Source organism: Fodinicola feengrottensis (genome assembly GCF_039530045.1).
Lineage (GTDB): Bacteria > Actinomycetota > Actinomycetes > Mycobacteriales > HKI-0501 > Fodinicola > Fodinicola feengrottensis.
Window position 1 is genome coordinate 99,365 of record NZ_BAAANY010000031.1, and the last position, 15,942, is coordinate 115,306.

The following is a 15,942-nucleotide window of genomic DNA, read 5'->3' on the forward strand; positions in this document are numbered from 1 at the left end:
GCGTCAGGAGTATTTCTTCTTGAGGGACGCCACCGACTGGGCCAGGGTCTTCACCGCCGCGTCCGGGGTGGTCTGGTTGTTGATGATCTGCTGGACCGTCTTCTGCTGCTGGTTCTCGTACTCGCTGTACCAGGGCTGCTTGATGGCCGTCCGCGGCCGAGCCAGCGAGGCCAGTTTGGCGTAAATGGTGGGATCCGCGAACTTGCCAAGCGTCTGCAGCACGTCCGGGTCCTTTTCCAACGCCCGGAACGGAAAGCCGAGACCCTTCTGCTGGAACCAGAACTTGGACGTGTACGGCTTGCCGCTGGAGTCCAGTCCGCCCATGTAGTTGAGGAGTTTGAGCGCCTTGTCCTTGACCTCGGTGTTCTTGCCCAGGCAGTACATCCGGGTGTTGCTGACCGTGCCGACCACCTGGCCGTCCAGGCTCGGAACGTACGCGATCTTGAGCTTTCCGGCGGCCTTGGACTTGGTCGGGTCGTTGTAGTCCCGCAGCGCGTAACGAGCGCCGACGGTGAACGCGTACCGCTCGGTTTTCATCGCGTTGTCCAACGGAACCGGCAGCAACTGGAGCACCGCCGGGTCGATCACCTTGCTGACCGTGGCGGCCTTGTGCAACCAGGCGAACACGTTCTTGGCGGTGGCGTCCTTGCCGTCCATGGTCGGCTCACCATTGGCGTCGAAGAGGTCACCGCCACTGGCGAAGATCAGCCCCCAGACCCACGCCCACCAAGTGTCCTGCAACTGCCCGGTGACACCGATCGGATACTGCAGAATGCCGGCGTTCTTGATTTTCAGCGACTGCTGCTCAAGCTCGTCAAGACTCTTGGGCGGTGCCGAAATGCCCGCCTTCTTGAGAATGGACTCGTTGTAGATCAGACATTGCGAGTCGGTGTAGTACGGCAGGCCGTACCGCTTGCCACCGACGGTCATCGCCTGCGCGTTCGACGGGTAAATGCCGGAATAGACCTCGTCGACGCCGGCCAGGCCGTCGATCGGTTGGAGGTAGTCCGCGCCCACCCAGCCAGCCAACGAGTCGTCGTACACGTAAAGCGCGTCAGGACCGCCGCCACCGGTGAATTCGGCGACCGTCTTCTGCACATACTGCGCGCTGGTGATCGGCGTGTACGCGACCTTGATGTCCTTGTTCAGCTGCTGGAACCGGGCGACGTTCTGCTGGACCAGCGCGGATTCGTAGTCCCAGCCGGAAAACTTCACCGCACCGGAGCCCCCGTTGCCGCCGCCACCCCCGCAGGCGGCCAGTGCCGAGCCGAGCACCGGCAGGCTGGCGGTCAGCGCCCCGAGTTGCAGCACCCGCCGCCGGCTGAGGTTTGTTTCGCGAGCGTCCATGATTTTCCTCTCGGATGGATCGATCGTCCGGACCGCCACGCCGCGGTCACCGGACGAAGACAACGGGTTCTTCTCGGAGATCAGGTGTCGCTGATGGTCGCGGCGATCGTCAGCTGGTAGAGGTTGGTGGGTCTGCCTTTGCGGTTGACCTGCGCGCTTCCCCGCTGTACGGCCAAACCGCTGGCGATCAGCTTGCGGATCAGCCGCCGCCCACTCGGATCGGTGATGCACAGAGCGTCGGCGAGGTCGCCAGGAGACAACGGTTTTCCGGCCAGTTTCCGGTCCACCGCGGCTAATCGTGAGATGGTGGCGGCGGACAGGCCGGCTTTGCGGGCCAGTTTTTCCAGGTCCGCGCCATGTTCGCGGTAGGTGAAGCTGAGCGGTGTAGCGCCGGGCCGCAGCGGCCCGACCATCAGGCCGTCCTCGTCCATCAGGCAGCCGCACGGTGCGCCGTACTGCTCCGCCTGCGCGGCGGCCTTCTCGGCCAGCACCACACATTTTCGCGCCGACGAACCGATCCCGAACCCGGCCGCCACCCGCAGGCCCAAGTTCGTGTGAGCGGTCCCGACCACCGGCAGCGATGACCAGTTCTGGGTGACATCGTTGAAAAGTGCCCGATGGGCGAGCACGACCACACCGCGCCGGCCGCGGTTGTCGACCCAGGCGTCGGCGAATTCGGGGGTGTTCAACAACATGTTCAGCAGACCCACCCGGGCCCGATCCAGGTTGGAGTCCTTGTCGAAGCCGACCACCGAGAAAATGCCGGCGGCGAAAGACAACTCGCGAGCCCGTTGGGACTGGATCCGCAGCACCAGCTCGTGAAGTTCGGCTCGTACGCTGGACTTCAGCGGCGCCACGTTGAGCAACCGCACCTTTTCGCCGAGCCGCCGGGTCACCTCGCTTCGCACGGTGATGACATATCCGCCCGGATTTTCCTGCTGGAATTTCTGGTGGAAGTCGATGATCTGGTCGTAGGAGGTGTCCGCCGCGTACGGCAGGCAGGCGATCTCGTCCGAGCGCATTCCGAGCGCGCTGGTGACGTCCTCCACGATCGACCGGTCGAAGGTGTCGATGCTGATGGGGCCTGGCGCCCAGCCCTGCCGCAGCGCCCGGCCAATGGTGAGCGTGAGCTCCAGGGTCGTGTAGCGGGTCACTGACAGCGGCAGGTCCGGTGGCAGGAAGTCGCGGCAGGCGTCGTACGGGACCAGGCCGAGGATCATGCCGTCCAGGTGGACGCGGCGCAGCATCGCCTTGACCTTGGGTCGGATCTCCTTCTCCTGGTCGTACGCCACCACCTCCAACTGGACGCCGGTGAGCGTGCCACTCGCCTCCACCAGCCGGTCCTGATGAGAGCTGTGCAGGACGAGCCCGAGAACCATCCGCATGCCGCCGCCAATACGATCTATGTCCGTAAATAGCTCGTTGAAGGATTTGGGGTACCGTTCCACGGCTGGCGGCCAGGGTCAAGACTGCACTGATTCAGACCTGTTAATCTGCGGTTTCGCAGGCCTACAAACCCGGACATACGCTTCCCAGCCTCTCTTCAACGGGAACTCAGTGCCCCTTGGGGACAGCAACACCAGGGGACGGTTAACGAGCCATTACCGAACCCGTACTGGGGTGATGCGGCAGGCCGGCTGGTCGCGGGCCGATTACGCTCTACAAATGTGACGACGGCGACGCGGATCTACCTGGCCCGACTGGCCGGAATCTCGGTTTTCGACCCGAACGCCGAACCGGTCGGCAAGATCCGCGACACGGTCGTACGCCTCGGCGCACAGCCGCCCCGGGTGACCGGGCTGGTCGTGGACATCACCCAGCGACGCCGGATCTTCGTCCCGATCGGCCGGATCACCTCGCTGGACGTGGACGCGGTCGTGCTGGCCAGCGGCACGGTGTCGCTGCGCAGGTTCGAGAAGCGGCTCGGCGAGACACTCGTGCTCGGGGAGTTGCTCGACCGCCGGATCACGATGGCCGGCAGCGACGTGGCCGCGACCGTTATCGACATGGCGATGGAGAAGTCCCGTACCGGCGACTGGCAGATCAGCCGCGTGGCCGTACGCGAGACGATGCCGGGTTTCCTGCAGCGGCGGCGCGGTCAGCTGCACCAACTGGACTGGGAAGACGTGCTCGGGCTCGCGGTTCCGGACCAGGAGCAGGGCGCCGACACGCTGATCGAGATGATCACCGAGATGAAGTCGGCGGACGTGGCGAACCTGCTGCACGACCTGCCGGCCAAGCGCCGCAACGAGGTGGCCGAGGCACTGGAGGACGAGCGGCTCGCGGACGTCCTGGAGGAAATGCCGGAAAGCGACCAGATCGACATTCTCAAGTCGCTCGACCGTGAGCGGGCCGCCGACGTGCTGGAGGCGATGGACCCGGACGATGCCGCCGACCTGCTGGCGGAGCTGCCGGAGCAGGAAAAAGAGGGCTTCCTGAAGCTGATGGAGCCGGACGAAGCCGCCGGCGTACGACGGTTGCTCGTCTACACCGAGGGCACCGCCGGCTCGATGATGACGACCGAACCAGTGATCATCGCCGCCGATGCCACCGTCGCCGAGGCGCTGGCCCGGATCCGGATGTCGGAGTTGCCACCGGCGCTGGCCGCGCAGGTGTACGTCTGCCGGTCCCCGCTGGTCACTCCGACCGGCCAGTACCTCGGGCTGGTGCATTTTCAACGCCTGCTTCGAGAACAGCCCAGCGTGCTGGTCGGCGGAGTGGTCGACTCCGATATCGTGCCGCTCACCCCGCACACGTCGCTGCCGGACGTGACCCGCCACATGGCCACGTACAACCTGGTCGCGATGCCGGTGGTGGACGGCGAACAACTGGTCGGCGCGGTCACCGTCGACGACGTCCTTGACCACCTGCTGCCGGACGACTGGCGAGAGCGGAGTCTGCATGCCTAAGGAAAACTTGGCCCGGCGCCGGCTGGACCAGCCCAAGGGCAGCGACCGGATGGTGCTGCTGTCCGACCCGGACCTGTTCGGTCGGTTCGCCGAACGGGTGGCCCGGTTCTCCGGCACCGCGCAGTTCCTGATCTACATGACGATCGTCATTGTTTTGTGGCTGCTGTGGAACACATTGGCGCCCAGACATCTGCAATTCGACCCGTACACTTTCACGTTCCTAACTCTTTTGTTGAGTCTGCAGGCAAGTTATGCGGCACCTTTCATTCTGCTCGCGCAGAACCGGCAGACCGACCGCGACCGGGTCGGCATCGAGGAGGACCGGCAACGCGCCGCCGCATCCAAGGCGGACACCGAATACCTGGCTCGCGAAATCGCCGCGCTGCGGATCGCCCTCGGCGAGGTGGCGACCCGCGACTTCGTACGGTCGGAATTGCAGCGGCTGATTGAAGACCAGCGCGACGACGAAGAACGTCCGCGGAAAAAACGCGAAAGAGTCTAGAAAGGAACTTCATGGCAGAGGTCACCGCGTCGACGGCTCGGGTGCTGGACGCCCCGGCCGACCGGGTTTTCGCGGCCGTACGGGACTATTCCGGTGCCCGGCAACGGATCCTGTCCGAGCAGTTCAGCGAATACGAGGTGCAGGATGGCGGCACCGGCGCCGGCACCCGGGTGCACTGGAAGCTGCAGGCCACCAAAAGCCGGGTCCGGGACTGCCTTTTCGAGGTCAGCGAACCAGGTTCGCATCAGCTGGTGGAAAAGGACGCCAACTCCAGCATGGTCACCACCTGGACGATCAGCCCGGCCGGTGATCGTACCGAGGTGAAGATCAGCACCAGCTGGGCCGGCGCCGGCGGAGTCGGCGGTTTCTTCGAGAAAACCTTCGCGCCACTGGGTTTGCGGCGGATCTACGACGAGCTGCTGACCAACCTGGACAAGGAAGTACGCGCCTAAGAGCAGGTTGTGCCGGGCCGCTGGAAGGGCCGTGGCTCATCGACTGCAGCACAATGTCCCGCACTCGACATCGAGTGCGGGATTTTGTGCCGCACTCAACGACCAAGACCACGCTGTCCGCGGTCAGATCTCAGAAGAAGAGGCGTACGAGTGCCGCCGTGACCGCTGCCACCACGACAATCACGATGAAAGGTGCGCGCAGGAGCAGCGCGATGACGGCGGCGGCCAAGCCGGCCGTACGAGCGTCGATGACCAGTCGTTGGCCGGTTGCGAACGCTTCCACGGCCATAAGAGCGGCGAGCAAGGCGACGGGGAGCAGCTCGACGGCACGGCGGATGCGCGGCCGTTCCAGCACTTCGTTCACCCGGGGCACGCCGGGGAGCAGCAGCCCGAGCAGCTTGATCCCGTAGCTGCCGACGGCGGCCACTGCGATCGCTATCCAGAGCGTCACGTCGGGTCCTTCGCGGGTCGGTGGCGCAGCAGTACGGGCAGGATGACCAGCGCGGACAGCAGGACCGGTACGCCCGGCGGGAGCAGTGGCGTGGTCGCGAGGGCCACCAGCGCGCCGCCGATCGCGATCAGCCGCTCGGTCCAGCCAGCTCGCAGCCGGGGCGCCAGCAGGCCGAGGAACGCGGCCGGCGCGGCGGCGTCCAGGCCGAAGGTCTGCGGGTTGCCCAACACGCTCGCGCCGGCCGCGCCGACCAGGGTCATCGCGTTCCAAAGCACGAAAACCGCGCCGCCAGTCACCCAGAACCCGAGCCGCGACAACGCCGGTTCCGGCTGGGCCACCGCGACCGCGGTGCTCTCGTCGATGACGAGGTGGGCGGCGAGCAGTCGGCGTGGCCCGCCCAGTCGCAGCAGCCCGGCCAACCGCACGCCGTACATCGCGTTGCGTGCCCCCAGCAACAGTGCGGACGCGACACCGCTGGTCAGGCCAGCCGCCGGACCGGCCGCGGCGATCACGCCGACCAGCGCGAACTGGCTGCCACCGGTGAACATCAGCAGGCTGAGCGCGCAGGACTGCCAGACGGACAAGCCGGCGGCGGTGCCGGCGGCTCCGAAGGCGACGCCGTACGCACCGGTGGCGGCGCCGACCGCCAGCGAGGCACGGATGACCGGCCGCCGGTTGGCGGTCGCGGTGGAGGTCGTCATAGCGGTCAGGCTACGAGCGCTGGCACCGGATCTCTTGAACGTTCTTGCTCAGCCGCTCGGATCGGTACGCGCCTGGGGTGACGCCGACGAACTGCTTGAAATGCCGGGTCAGGTGGGCCTGGTCCGCGAACCCGGTAGCCGCTGCGGCGGCAGCGGGCACCTCGCCGGCGTCTAACAGAGCACGCGCTTTCGTCACCCGTTGCTGGACCAGCCAGCGATGCGGCGGGAGGCCGGTGGACGCCCGGAAGGTGCGTACGAGCGCGTACTGGCTCATGCCGACCCTGCGGGCCAGCTCGTCCAGCGCCGGCGGATCCACCAGCTGGTCGGCCAGCAACTCCTGCACCTGACTGACCACCGCCGGCCGTGGCCGCGCCGACCGCCCCCGCCCGGGGCTGCCGTGCCGGCTCACCAACATGGCGATGGCCTGCAGGAACAGCGTGGTCGCGGCGAGCGGATCAGCGGTCTCGTACGCGGCCCGGTGAGCGGCCGCGAGCACCCCGGCGGTGGCCGGGTCGTCCATGATCGCCCGCGGGAAGGACGGCGTGCCACGCACGCCGGTCACCTCGGCGGCGACCGCGGCCACCACCGCCGGCTCGGGGTAGAACATCCGGTAAGCCCAGCCGGCCGGGCCGCCGGCAGAGCCGGTGTGCACCCGGTCCGGCTCGATCACCACGATCTGCCCGCCGCCGGCCTGGTGGAACCCGCCGCGGTAGTCGAACGCCTCCAGCCCGTCGGTGATCACGCCGATCGCATACCCGGAATGGGTGTGCCGGCCGAAGGTGTGAGTGACATATCGCGCACGGAGCAGGTCGGTATCGGGCACGCCGGGATGCCGCCAGTGCCGCGCCACCTCCCGTACCTGCCGCATTTTCCCGACCCTACCCGGCACCCAGCGACGATGACCCGGGTCGAACCCCGCCGGCGGTTACCGCTGCCGGGGGAAGCTGCGCGTACATACGGCGCCTAGCATGGGGACATGCCCGCAACCACAACCGCCGCGCCGACCGAGGACGCGATCCGCCAGGCGCTCGCCGGCGTCAACGACCCGGAGATCCGCCGGCCCATCACCGATCTCGGGATGGTCAGCGACGTACGGGTCGAACCGGACGGCCGGGTCCGGGTCGAGGTGCTGCTGACGGTGTCCGCCTGCCCCATGCGGGACACCCTGACCAGGGACGTCACTGCCGCGGTCACCGCCGTACCAGGAGTCAGCGGCGTCACCGTCGACCTCGGGGTGATGACAGCTGAGCAGCGCAAACAGCTGCAGGAGAAACTTCGCGGCCCGGGGCGGGCCGAGCTGGTCGTGCCGTTCGCTCAGCCCGGGTCACTGACGCGGGTGTACGCGGTCGCGTCCGGCAAGGGTGGTGTCGGCAAGTCGTCGGTGACGGTCAACCTGGCCGCCGCGCTGGCCGCCAAGGGGATGTCCGTCGGCGTGTTGGACGCCGACATCTACGGCTTCTCGATCCCCCGCATGCTGGGGGTGCAGGGCAAGCCGACCAAGGTCGAGCAGATGATCATGCCGCCGCAGGCGCACGGCGTGAAGGTGATCTCGATCGGCATGTTCACTCCCGGCAACACCGCGGTGGTCTGGCGCGGGCCGATGCTGCATCGCGCGCTGCAGCAGTTCCTCGCCGAGGTCTATTGGGGCGATCTGGACGTGCTCCTTATGGACCTGCCGCCGGGCACCGGTGACATCGCGATCAGCGTCGCCCAGCTGGTCCCGGGCGCCGAGATCCTGGTCGTCACCACCCCCCAGCAGGCCGCCGCCGAGGTGGCCGAGCGGGCCGGGTCGATCGCCCTGCAGACCCATCAGCAGGTGGTCGGTGTGGTCGAGAACATGTCCTGGTTGGAGCTGCCGGACGGCCAGCGGATGGAGGTCTTCGGCTCCGGCGGTGGCGAAGCGGTCTCCGCCGCCCTCGGGCGCTCGCTGGGTACGAAGGTGCCGCTGCTGGGCCAGATCCCGCTGGACACCGTCGTACGCGAAGGCGGCGACGCGGGCGTACCGGTCGTCCTCTCCGACCCGACCAACCCGGCCGCCGCCGCGTTGCTGAGCATCGCGGACAAGCTCGCCGCCCGCCGCCGTGGCCTCGCCGGCATGTCTCTTAAGCTCTCCCCCGCGTAAGACTGTCTCTAAGCATCTTGCCGACGGGTTAAGCGGTGGTTTGCGTTGTTGATCTTGGTTAGTTGGTCGGTACGAAAAGAACATTCCGGACTGATGCCCGGTTTGTACGGACTAACTAACCAAGATCAACTTCCCAAGCGCGCGGATCAGGTGGCGTCGGCGTCGTAAGGGGCGACGCTGGCGCGCGGCTCCGCGGCCTTGACCAGCGAAGTCGTGGGGCCGCCGGACGTGACGCTCTTGGGCGAGACGTTGGTCAGCGAGTGCGCGGTGTCGTTGATGGAGTCGGTCACGTGCTGCACGTCGCCGAAGGCCTCCCGCAGCGGGCGCGACAGGTCGTCGACCTCGTCGTCCGACAGCAGGTGCTTGCGGACGAAAGTCCGCGGGTTGAGGTCGGTGATGTCGATGTCCGTGCCGAGCTCGTTCTGCAGCTCGCTGGTCGCGTTCCGGGCCATCTGCCGGGCCGACCGCAGGAACCGGGCGGCGTCGCCGATCACCTTGGGCAGCCGCTCCGGGCCGAAGATGAACAACCCGAGCAGCACGAGGCTGATGATCTCCATGAACCCGAGGTTCTCGAACACCAGGCCTCCCCATCATCCCAAGGCCCGTAGAAGAGCCACCGTCCAGCCTACGTGCCCAGCCGGGCGTGTCTACCAAGGTCGGGCCAAGATGGCCGAACCGGTCCGAGAAATCCGCTCAGGACGTCTCGATGAGCACCACCGTCGTGGTGTGGACGCTGCCGTCCCGGCTGTATTCGACCGGTACGGCCGTACCAGCGGCCAACTTGCGGACCAGCGCGATCAGGTCGACCTGGTCGCTGACCACCTTGCCGTTGAACTTGGTGATCACGTCGCCGGACCGCAGCCCGGCCTTCTGCGCCGGACCGGCCGGCACGTCGGTCAGCCTGACGCCGCCGTTGGGCAGCTCGGTGGCGTCCAGACTGGCGCCGATCGCGGTTCGCTTAGCGGTGCCCTGGTGAGTGGGCGTAGCCGTCGAGATGATCTGGCCGGCGACCCGTTTGGCCAGGTTGATCGGGATAGCGAAGCCGATCCCAATGCTGCCCTTGCTGCCGCCGCCGGGGATCTGCGCGATCGAGCTGTCCACGCCGACCACCCGGCCGCCCCCGTCCACCAACGGGCCGCCGGAGTTGCCGGGGTTGATTGACGCATCGGTCTGTACGGCCGCCGTGTAGACCGGCTCCTGGCCGGAGGCATTGCCGTTCTGGTCGCCACCGGTCACCACCGGCCGGTCGATCGCGCTGACGATGCCGGAGGTCACCGTGCCCTGCAGGTCCAGCGGGGATCCGAAGGCGATCACCGGATCGCCGACCACGACCTTGTCGGAGTCACCGAATGGCAGGGTGGCCAGGCCCGACTTGCCGACCTTCAGCACGGCGATGTCGGAGTTGGGGTCACGGCCGACGATGCTCGCGTCCAGGCTGCTCCCGTCCGAGAAGACCGCCTTCAGACTGCCGCCGTTCGCGGCCGGCTCGGCCACGTGGTTGTTGGTGATGATGTAGCCGTCCTGGCGGACCACGAAACCCGAGCCGTTGCCCTGCTCGTTCTGGCCGTGGATCTCGATCGACACCACCGCCGGCTGGACCTGCTGGGCGATCGCGGCGACCGAGCCGGGCGCCCGGTTGGCCACCGCCGGCGTCGAGCCGTTGCTGCCGCCGAGGCCGCCACCGCCGTCTGCACCGCCGTTGCGGGAGGCCACCGCGTATCCCAGGGCGCCGCCCAGTGAGCCGGCCAGCACCGCCACCACGACGGACAGCACCGCCATCGCGCCGAAGCCGATCCTGCGTACGAGCCGCGGCTCGTCGACGACCGCCGGTGCCGGCGCCGCGGCGGCCGGAGACGGTGGCGGCAACCACGCCGGCGCCGAGCCGGGGTCCCGCCACGGGTCACGCTGCGCGTCCGGCACCCACCAGGGCGACTGCTCGGTGCTCGTCCCGTACGCCGGTGGACCGCCGCCGAAGCGAGCCGCTGCCGGTGCGTACGGGGAAGGCCCGGCGGCACTCTGAGCCGGCGGGACTGGCGTCGTCACGGTGTTCGGGGAAGCCCAGGCGGACGACTGTGCACCCGAGAACTGTGCACCTGAGGACTGCGCACCGGCCTCGTCGGTGCCGTCTGGCCGACTCTCGTCAGGCACCGAGGCCCACCTCCTGCGTCACAACTCAACCCCAACCAAGCAAACGTGGAAGCGCACGACGATGTGCCGAACCCCCGCCAACCCTGCCGCCGACCGGTCAGTCGAACGGGTTCACCCAGGATGCCACCCGGGCGATGCCACGGCCGATCCGACCGAGCACGCTCGTGTCGGGCGCGCGGTGCGGGAGCGCGGTGACCGCACTGTCCGCGACCGACGCCGGGGCGTCCGACACCAGGGTATAGACGGTGTCACCTCCCGCCCAGGTAAGTGTCCGGTAGAGCCCGGAACTGGCGTAAACGCTCGCGTCGCCGAGCTGCTCGGGATGCACGCCGCGCAGGTTCCGGACATCGAGCTGGCCGTGCTGGACGAACAGGGACGACGAGAACAGCCCGTTGGAGAAGCTCAGCTGGATGACCGGGCCGCTGGCGTCGGTCAGCTCGTACGCCTCGTAGCGCTGCATCCCGCCGGGCAGCACGTCGGGCAGCGGCCAGCCCTGCGCACGCAGCTGGGAGACCTGCGCGTCGGTCAGCAACTTCGCCGCCGGCACGGTCATCGCCGGCGCGGTGGTCTTCTTGCCGACCGGTGGGCTGCCGCCGTCCGGCGACGGCGGGTTGGCCGAGTCCGGGTTCCGGGCGGCCGCCGAGCCGACCTTGATGTCGACGTACGACGTGCTGCGGACGATGTGGCCGGCGTCGTCGAAGAGCTGTCGGCGAAGCAGTAACCCGGTCGCGTCGTCCAGCCAGAGCTTCGCGGCCAGCTGATGAGTGCTCAGCGACCGCGCCTCCACCACGCTGGTGGACCGGCCGACGCAGTCCGCGTCACCCATCACGGCGAGCGAATAGCCGTGCGTCAGGGTCGCCAGCACCAGGTCGTCCAGGCCGTCGTCGACCGGGTCACCCTCCAGTTGGCCGCTGGGCGTGTCGGAGTCCAGCGAGCCCGACTCGACCTTGCTGGTGGTGCCCCGGCCCGGCACGTGCCAGATGTCGACGTACGCGCTGGAAGTGGGCGAGGTCAGCACTTTCGTACCAGCGTAGAAAACGTCTCGGCTGGCGTCCACGGCACGCTGCAGCAGCTGCATGGCCGGCTGTTCCGCGGCGCTCAACGCGCGCTGCGTACGGTCGATTGAGCCTGGGTCGACGAGCTGGTCGTCCGGGTCTCGGCCGGGCCCTGCCGCGTACACGAACGCGGCGCACACAGCAGCGCCCACCACACCCGCGCTGATGGCGACCGCCACCCGGCGCGCACCACTCCAGGGCGCTGCCGTTCTGGTCCGGGGCTCCGCTTTGAGCCGGCGCGGGAGCAACGCCCTACCGACCGCCGCGACTGTCGAAGGCCGCGGGATCGAGGTTGAGGGCGGGGTCACCGCCAGGCAGGAGTCCCGCGCTGCGGCTGTGCTCGACCGTGTACGCCATCACCGGTGGGCGGACCATCTCGGTCTGCTCGGGCGCGCCGGCGATCGCGACCACCCCGAGGCTGACGGCGAAAGCGGCGAACCCGCCGGTGGCGCCCACGATGACAGTGTGTCGGCGCGAGCTGCGCGGGCCTCGGGACGGCCGGCCGGTGCCGGTGTCGCGGAAGCTGGCCTGCATGCGTACCTGCGGCAACGACAGGCCGGCGGGGCCGCCGTAGCCGGAGTCGTCGTCATTGTTGTCGTGGTTCGGACTCGCGTCCGGGATGGCCCGAAGCCGGTCCGCGAGGCTCATCGGCGCCTCCGGGCCGCCGAGGCCCGACAGCATCAGCTTCAACCGGCGCTGCGCCTCCACCTCGGCACGGCAGGCCGGACAACCGGCCAGGTGCACGAGGGCACGCTCGCGGGCCTGATGGCCCAGCACGCCGTCGGTGACAGCCGCGGCCAGCTCGCCCAAATGCCGCTCGGAAGCCGGGGAACTCACAGCTCGCCCCCAAAGATGCTGAGCTCGGTCCCCGTCACGTCACCTGTGGAGCCTGGCCGGCGGACGCGTACGTACGCGCCGCTTCCGATGCTCACGTCCTGCCCTCCACCGCCCCATCATCCCGATTGCCGACCGCGCGCAACCGGCGCGGGGTGCGGTGCTCGAGCGCTGAACGCAACGCCGCGCGGCCACGGTGGATCCGGCTGCGGACCGTACCGATCTTGATGCCGAGCGTCGCGGCGACCTCTTCGTACGACAGACCTTCGACATCGCAAAGCACGACAGCGACCCGAAAATCCGGTGAGAGGGAATCCAGCGCGGCCTGCACGTCGTCGTCGAACCGGTCGTCGGCGAAGGTCTCCTCCGGGGTCCGCGTGGAGCCGGCCAGCCTTTCGGCATCGTCGGGCAGCGCGGAGAACCGGATGCGGGCCTTGCGGCGCACCTGGTCGAGGAACAGGTTGGTGGTGATGCGGTGCAGCCACCCGGCGAAGGTGCCCGGCGAGAAGCCGTCCAGCGACCGGAACACCCGGACGAACACGTCCTGGGTCAGGTCTTCGGCGTCGTGCCGGTTGCCGGTCAGCCGATAGGCCAGCCGGTAAACCCGAGTCGAGTGCTCGCGGACGATCTCGTCCCAGGTCGGCGGTTTCCAGCCGTCCAGGGCACTGCGGTGCTCACCCGGGAACGCGTCGGGCACGGCGTACCCCTTCCAGCCGAGGCTTACGGTCGCATTCATCGTGCACCGTCCCTCCGCTGTAGACATCATCCCCGAGGCGGGTCACCTATCCCACCCATGGCCGATCTCATTCCCTCTCAAGTGCACGAACGGCCGGGAGCCCCACAGCGTTCCCGGTAGCGTGAATTCCACGGCAACCGTTCCCCCTTCTGCATCGTCTTATATCTCTCCACGCGCGATCACCCTCGTTGCTTCGTCGAACGCGCCTCACCACCTTGGCCCTGTCTGGTTATTGCGGCGGGCGATAGCCGAGCCCAAGAGCCGCCTGGCGGCACCGCGGAAAAGCCCCCATAGCGCTGCTATGAAGGCTTCCCCGCGGCACCACCAGCCAACTCCTGAATCTCGACTCTCATCCCACCGCAATAACCAGACAGGACCTAGACGCGCCGCAGCGGTGGTGGGTTGCCTCTAATAGGCTCGGGCAGCTCAGCCGCGACTTTCCGCGGCCAGCGACAGGACGCGGGAGGTGTGCCATCGCCGGTTGGGTGCAGTCGGTCACCACGATCGCCGACAGCATCGACTTCGTCGAGGGTTTCGTCGGCGAGGACGCGGTGCTGGGCGCGGCTCGCGGCAGGGCCGCCGAGGTGGGCTGCCGGGCGGTCGGGCCCGGGGCCGGGGCGACGTTGCGGCTGTTCGCCACCACGGTCGCGGCGCGGGCGGTGGTCGAGGTGGGCACCGGGACCGGCGTCAGCGGGCTGTGGCTGCTCCGCAGCCTCGCCGTTGGCGGGGTGTTGACCAGCATCGACACCGAATCCGAGCATCAGCAGCTGGCCCGCCAGACGTTCGCCGACGCGGGCATCCCGCCGGGCCGGTTCCGGCTGATCAACGGGCGCGCCACCGAGGTGCTGCCGCGACTCGCGGACAGCTCGTACGACATGGTGTTCGTGGACGCGGATCCGACCAGCTACCCGGAATACCTGAACCAGGCACTGCGCTTGCTGCGCGCCGGCGGAGTGCTGGCGATCAACAACGCGCTGGCCGATGGGCGTACGGCCGATGTCGGTGCCCGGGACGTGGAGGCGGTCGCCATGCGCGGCATCGCGGCCGCGGTCCGCGACGACGACCGGCTCGCCGCCGCGCTGCTGCCGGTCGGCGACGGATTGCTGGTCGCCACGCTCGGCCACCGCGCCTGACGGGTCAGGTGGCGAGCAGGAAGCCGAGCAGGCCGGTCAGTACCAGCCAGCACAGCAGCAACCCGATGATCGCCGGCCGGCGCGGGGCGCCCCGGAACATGCCATAGCCGATCAGCACCAGACCGAGCAGCGACAGCGCCGCCGAGATCCCGCAAAGGAATCCGTCGACGAGAGTGACCATCATGTCGGTCGAGCTGCCGCTGGTCGCCAGCCGGAGGAATTCCAGGACCACGATGGCGGCGGCCACGCCCGCGCAGATGAGCCCGAACCGGACACTGCGGGTGCCCACACTGAGAGAGTCGTACGGCAGCCTCACGGCTCGACTCGTTCCCCTTTCCCCAACACCACGATGCCCGACTCGGTGACCCGGTGCCGGGTCCGGTCCGTTGCCAGGTCCACCCCGAGAGTGGCGCCCGGTGGCACCAACACATTCTTGTCCACAATGGACCGTCGCACCACAGCGCCCGGCCCGATGCGTACGCCCGGCATCAGAACCGAGTCGTCCACGGTCGCGCCGTCCGCGACGTGTACGTCGGGTGAGAGCACCGAATTGCGTACCGTCCCGTGGATGATGCAGCCGGTCGACACGATCGACTCGGCGGCCGTCCCGGACAGCACGAACTTGGCCGGCGGCAGTTGCGGCGGGTTGGTCAGGATCGGCCACTGCCGGTTGTAGAGATTGAAAATCGGGTGCACCGACACCAGGTCCAGATGCGCCTCGTAATACGAGTCCAGGGTGCCGACATCGCGCCAGTAGCCGCGGTCCCGGCTGGTCGCCCCGGGCACCTCGTTGTGGTCGAAGTCGTAGACCTCGGCGTCGGATTTGCGGACCATCATCGGAATGATGTTCGCGCCCATGTCGTGCGCCGAGCCCGGATCGGCGGCGTCGGCCCGCAGGGCCTCCAGCAACGCGTCCGTACGAAAGACGTAGTTGCCCATCGACGCGAAAGTGCTGTTCGGGTCGTCCGGCAGACCGGGCGGATCGGCCGGCTTCTCCAGGAAGCCGATGATCGTACGGCCGTCGGGCGCGGTGTCGATGACCCCGAACTCGCTGGCCTGGTCGCGGGGCACCCGGATGCCGGCGACGGTCACGCCGGCGCCGGACTCGATGTGCGCGTCGACCATCTGCCGCGGATCCATCCGGTAGACGTGGTCGGCGCCGAAAACCACAATATGGTCCGGATTCTCGTCGTACACCAGATTCAGCGACTGGTAGATCGCGTCCGCCGAGCCGGTGTACCAGCGCGGGCCGAGCCGCTGTTGCGCTGGTACGGGTGTGACGTAGTCGCCGAGCAGCGTGGTCATCCGCCAGGTCTGGGTGATGTGCCGGTCCAGCGAGTGCGACTTGTATTGGGTCAGCACGCAAATCCGCCGAAAACCGGCATTGACCAGGTTGGACAACACAAAGTCGACCAACCGGTATTGCCCGCCGAACGGGACAGCGGGTTTCGCGCGGTCCGCGGTCAGCGGCATCAGCCGCTTCCCCTCGCCGCCCGCGAGCACAATTCCCAACACCGACTGTCCGTTGCCCACGCAATGCACCCTAGTGTGA

General features: G+C 68.2%; 17 protein-coding genes. 5 read left to right on the plus strand and 12 right to left on the minus strand.

Translation table 11 applies throughout. From position 1 onward, the window contains the following. Positions 1 to 3: 3 nt before the first annotated feature. Both ABD301_RS32070 and ABD301_RS32075 read right to left on the minus strand, forming a co-directional pair. Positions 4 to 1,347 carry an ABC transporter substrate-binding protein gene (locus ABD301_RS32070; RefSeq protein ID WP_344314025.1) on the minus strand — a complete coding sequence of 448 codons (1,344 nt, stop codon included), beginning with the start codon at positions 1,345 to 1,347 and terminating at the stop codon, positions 4 to 6. Between the two features lie 80 nt (positions 1,348 to 1,427). Further along, complete coding sequence (locus ABD301_RS32075) at positions 1,428 to 2,732, minus strand: hypothetical protein (protein WP_344314026.1); 1,305 nt, start codon at positions 2,730 to 2,732, stop codon at positions 1,428 to 1,430. A gap of 282 nt (positions 2,733 to 3,014) precedes the next feature. Here ABD301_RS32075 and ABD301_RS32080 point away from each other — a divergent pair, with 282 nt between their 5' ends. The 3 genes from ABD301_RS32080 to ABD301_RS32090 are packed head-to-tail and all read left to right on the plus strand — an operon-like array spanning position 3,015 to position 5,210. After that, positions 3,015 to 4,256, plus strand: a complete 1,242-nt coding sequence (locus ABD301_RS32080; RefSeq protein ID WP_344314027.1) for a magnesium transporter MgtE N-terminal domain-containing protein — start codon at positions 3,015 to 3,017, stop codon at positions 4,254 to 4,256. Continuing rightward, positions 4,249 to 4,758 carry a DUF1003 domain-containing protein gene (locus ABD301_RS32085; RefSeq protein WP_344314028.1) on the plus strand — a complete coding sequence of 170 codons (510 nt, stop codon included), beginning with the start codon at positions 4,249 to 4,251 and terminating at the stop codon, positions 4,756 to 4,758. The genes ABD301_RS32080 and ABD301_RS32085 overlap by 8 nt, the downstream gene beginning before the upstream one ends. 11 nt (positions 4,759 to 4,769) lie before the next feature. Continuing rightward, positions 4,770 to 5,210 carry an SRPBCC family protein gene (locus ABD301_RS32090; protein WP_163572729.1) on the plus strand — a complete coding sequence of 147 codons (441 nt, stop codon included), beginning with the start codon at positions 4,770 to 4,772 and terminating at the stop codon, positions 5,208 to 5,210. Positions 5,211 to 5,340: 130 nt separating this feature from the next. Here ABD301_RS32090 and ABD301_RS32095 read toward each other — a convergent pair whose 3' ends face one another. The 3 genes from ABD301_RS32095 to ABD301_RS32105 are packed head-to-tail and all read right to left on the minus strand — an operon-like array spanning position 5,341 to position 7,230. After that, the gene (locus tag ABD301_RS32095; RefSeq protein ID WP_163572730.1) at positions 5,341 to 5,661 is read right to left on the minus strand and encodes an AzlD domain-containing protein; all 321 of its coding nucleotides are present in this window, start codon (positions 5,659 to 5,661) and stop codon (positions 5,341 to 5,343) included. Continuing rightward, complete coding sequence (locus tag ABD301_RS32100) at positions 5,658 to 6,362, minus strand: AzlC family ABC transporter permease (RefSeq protein ID WP_344314029.1); 705 nt, start codon at positions 6,360 to 6,362, stop codon at positions 5,658 to 5,660. The genes ABD301_RS32095 and ABD301_RS32100 overlap by 4 nt, the downstream gene beginning before the upstream one ends. A 10-nt stretch (positions 6,363 to 6,372) precedes the next feature. Beyond that, positions 6,373 to 7,230, minus strand: coding sequence for an AraC family transcriptional regulator (locus ABD301_RS32105; RefSeq protein WP_344314030.1), 858 nt, complete (start codon positions 7,228 to 7,230; stop codon positions 6,373 to 6,375). 108 nt (positions 7,231 to 7,338) lie between these two features. On the opposite strand from ABD301_RS32105, the gene ABD301_RS32110 reads away from it, so the two are divergent. Beyond that, positions 7,339 to 8,484, plus strand: a complete 1,146-nt coding sequence (locus ABD301_RS32110; protein ID WP_344314031.1) for an Mrp/NBP35 family ATP-binding protein — start codon at positions 7,339 to 7,341, stop codon at positions 8,482 to 8,484. A 146-nt stretch (positions 8,485 to 8,630) separates the two neighbouring features. Here ABD301_RS32110 and ABD301_RS32115 read toward each other — a convergent pair whose 3' ends face one another. From ABD301_RS32115 to sigE, 5 genes are all read right to left on the minus strand, one after another. Beyond that, positions 8,631 to 9,062, minus strand: coding sequence for a Sec-independent protein translocase subunit TatB (locus ABD301_RS32115; RefSeq protein WP_344314032.1), 432 nt, complete (start codon positions 9,060 to 9,062; stop codon positions 8,631 to 8,633). Between the two features lie 115 nt (positions 9,063 to 9,177). Next, on the minus strand, positions 9,178 to 10,632 hold the full coding sequence (locus ABD301_RS32120) for a S1C family serine protease (RefSeq protein WP_344314033.1): 1,455 nt from the start codon (positions 10,630 to 10,632) through the stop codon (positions 9,178 to 9,180). 97 nt (positions 10,633 to 10,729) lie between these two features. Further along, positions 10,730 to 11,866, minus strand: a complete 1,137-nt coding sequence (locus tag ABD301_RS32125) for a sigma-E factor regulatory protein RseB domain-containing protein (RefSeq protein WP_163573793.1) — start codon at positions 11,864 to 11,866, stop codon at positions 10,730 to 10,732. Between the two features lie 73 nt (positions 11,867 to 11,939). After that, complete coding sequence (locus ABD301_RS32130; protein WP_344314034.1) at positions 11,940 to 12,524, minus strand: anti-sigma factor; 585 nt, start codon at positions 12,522 to 12,524, stop codon at positions 11,940 to 11,942. A gap of 91 nt (positions 12,525 to 12,615) precedes the next feature. After that, on the minus strand, positions 12,616 to 13,257 hold the full coding sequence (sigE, locus tag ABD301_RS32135) for an RNA polymerase sigma factor SigE (RefSeq protein WP_344314035.1): 642 nt from the start codon (positions 13,255 to 13,257) through the stop codon (positions 12,616 to 12,618). Between the two features lie 485 nt (positions 13,258 to 13,742). Here sigE and ABD301_RS32140 point away from each other — a divergent pair, with 485 nt between their 5' ends. Then, a complete protein-coding gene (locus tag ABD301_RS32140; protein WP_163573796.1) occupies positions 13,743 to 14,390 on the plus strand; it encodes an O-methyltransferase in 648 nt (215 codons plus the stop codon). Positions 14,391 to 14,394: 4 nt separating this feature from the next. Here ABD301_RS32140 and ABD301_RS32145 read toward each other — a convergent pair whose 3' ends face one another. Together ABD301_RS32145 and glgC are read right to left on the minus strand one after the other, a co-directional pair. Next, positions 14,395 to 14,706: a hypothetical protein gene (locus ABD301_RS32145; RefSeq protein WP_163573797.1), complete on the minus strand. Its 312-nt coding sequence runs from the start codon at positions 14,704 to 14,706 to the stop codon at positions 14,395 to 14,397. Beyond that, entirely contained in the window at positions 14,703 to 15,923 is a 1,221-nt protein-coding gene (gene glgC / locus ABD301_RS32150; protein WP_344314036.1) for a glucose-1-phosphate adenylyltransferase, read from the minus strand. The genes ABD301_RS32145 and glgC overlap by 4 nt, the downstream gene beginning before the upstream one ends. Positions 15,924 to 15,942 lie beyond the last annotated feature (19 nt).

Coding starts and splice junctions, on each gene's coding strand:
- sigE (WP_344314035.1), bottom strand. CDS start 13,257: ATGAATGCGACCGTAAGCCTCGGCTGGAAGGGGTACGCCGTGCCCGAC.
- ABD301_RS32075 (WP_344314026.1), bottom strand. CDS start 2,732: ATGCGGATGGTTCTCGGGCTCGTCCTGCACAGCTCTCATCAGGACCGG.
- ABD301_RS32100 (WP_344314029.1), bottom strand. CDS start 6,362: ATGACGACCTCCACCGCGACCGCCAACCGGCGGCCGGTCATCCGTGCC.
- ABD301_RS32085 (WP_344314028.1), top strand. CDS start 4,249: ATGCCTAAGGAAAACTTGGCCCGGCGCCGGCTGGACCAGCCCAAGGGC.
- ABD301_RS32105 (WP_344314030.1), bottom strand. CDS start 7,230: ATGCGGCAGGTACGGGAGGTGGCGCGGCACTGGCGGCATCCCGGCGTG.
- ABD301_RS32110 (WP_344314031.1), top strand. CDS start 7,339: ATGCCCGCAACCACAACCGCCGCGCCGACCGAGGACGCGATCCGCCAG.
- ABD301_RS32090 (WP_163572729.1), top strand. CDS start 4,770: ATGGCAGAGGTCACCGCGTCGACGGCTCGGGTGCTGGACGCCCCGGCC.
- ABD301_RS32070 (WP_344314025.1), bottom strand. CDS start 1,347: ATGGACGCTCGCGAAACAAACCTCAGCCGGCGGCGGGTGCTGCAACTC.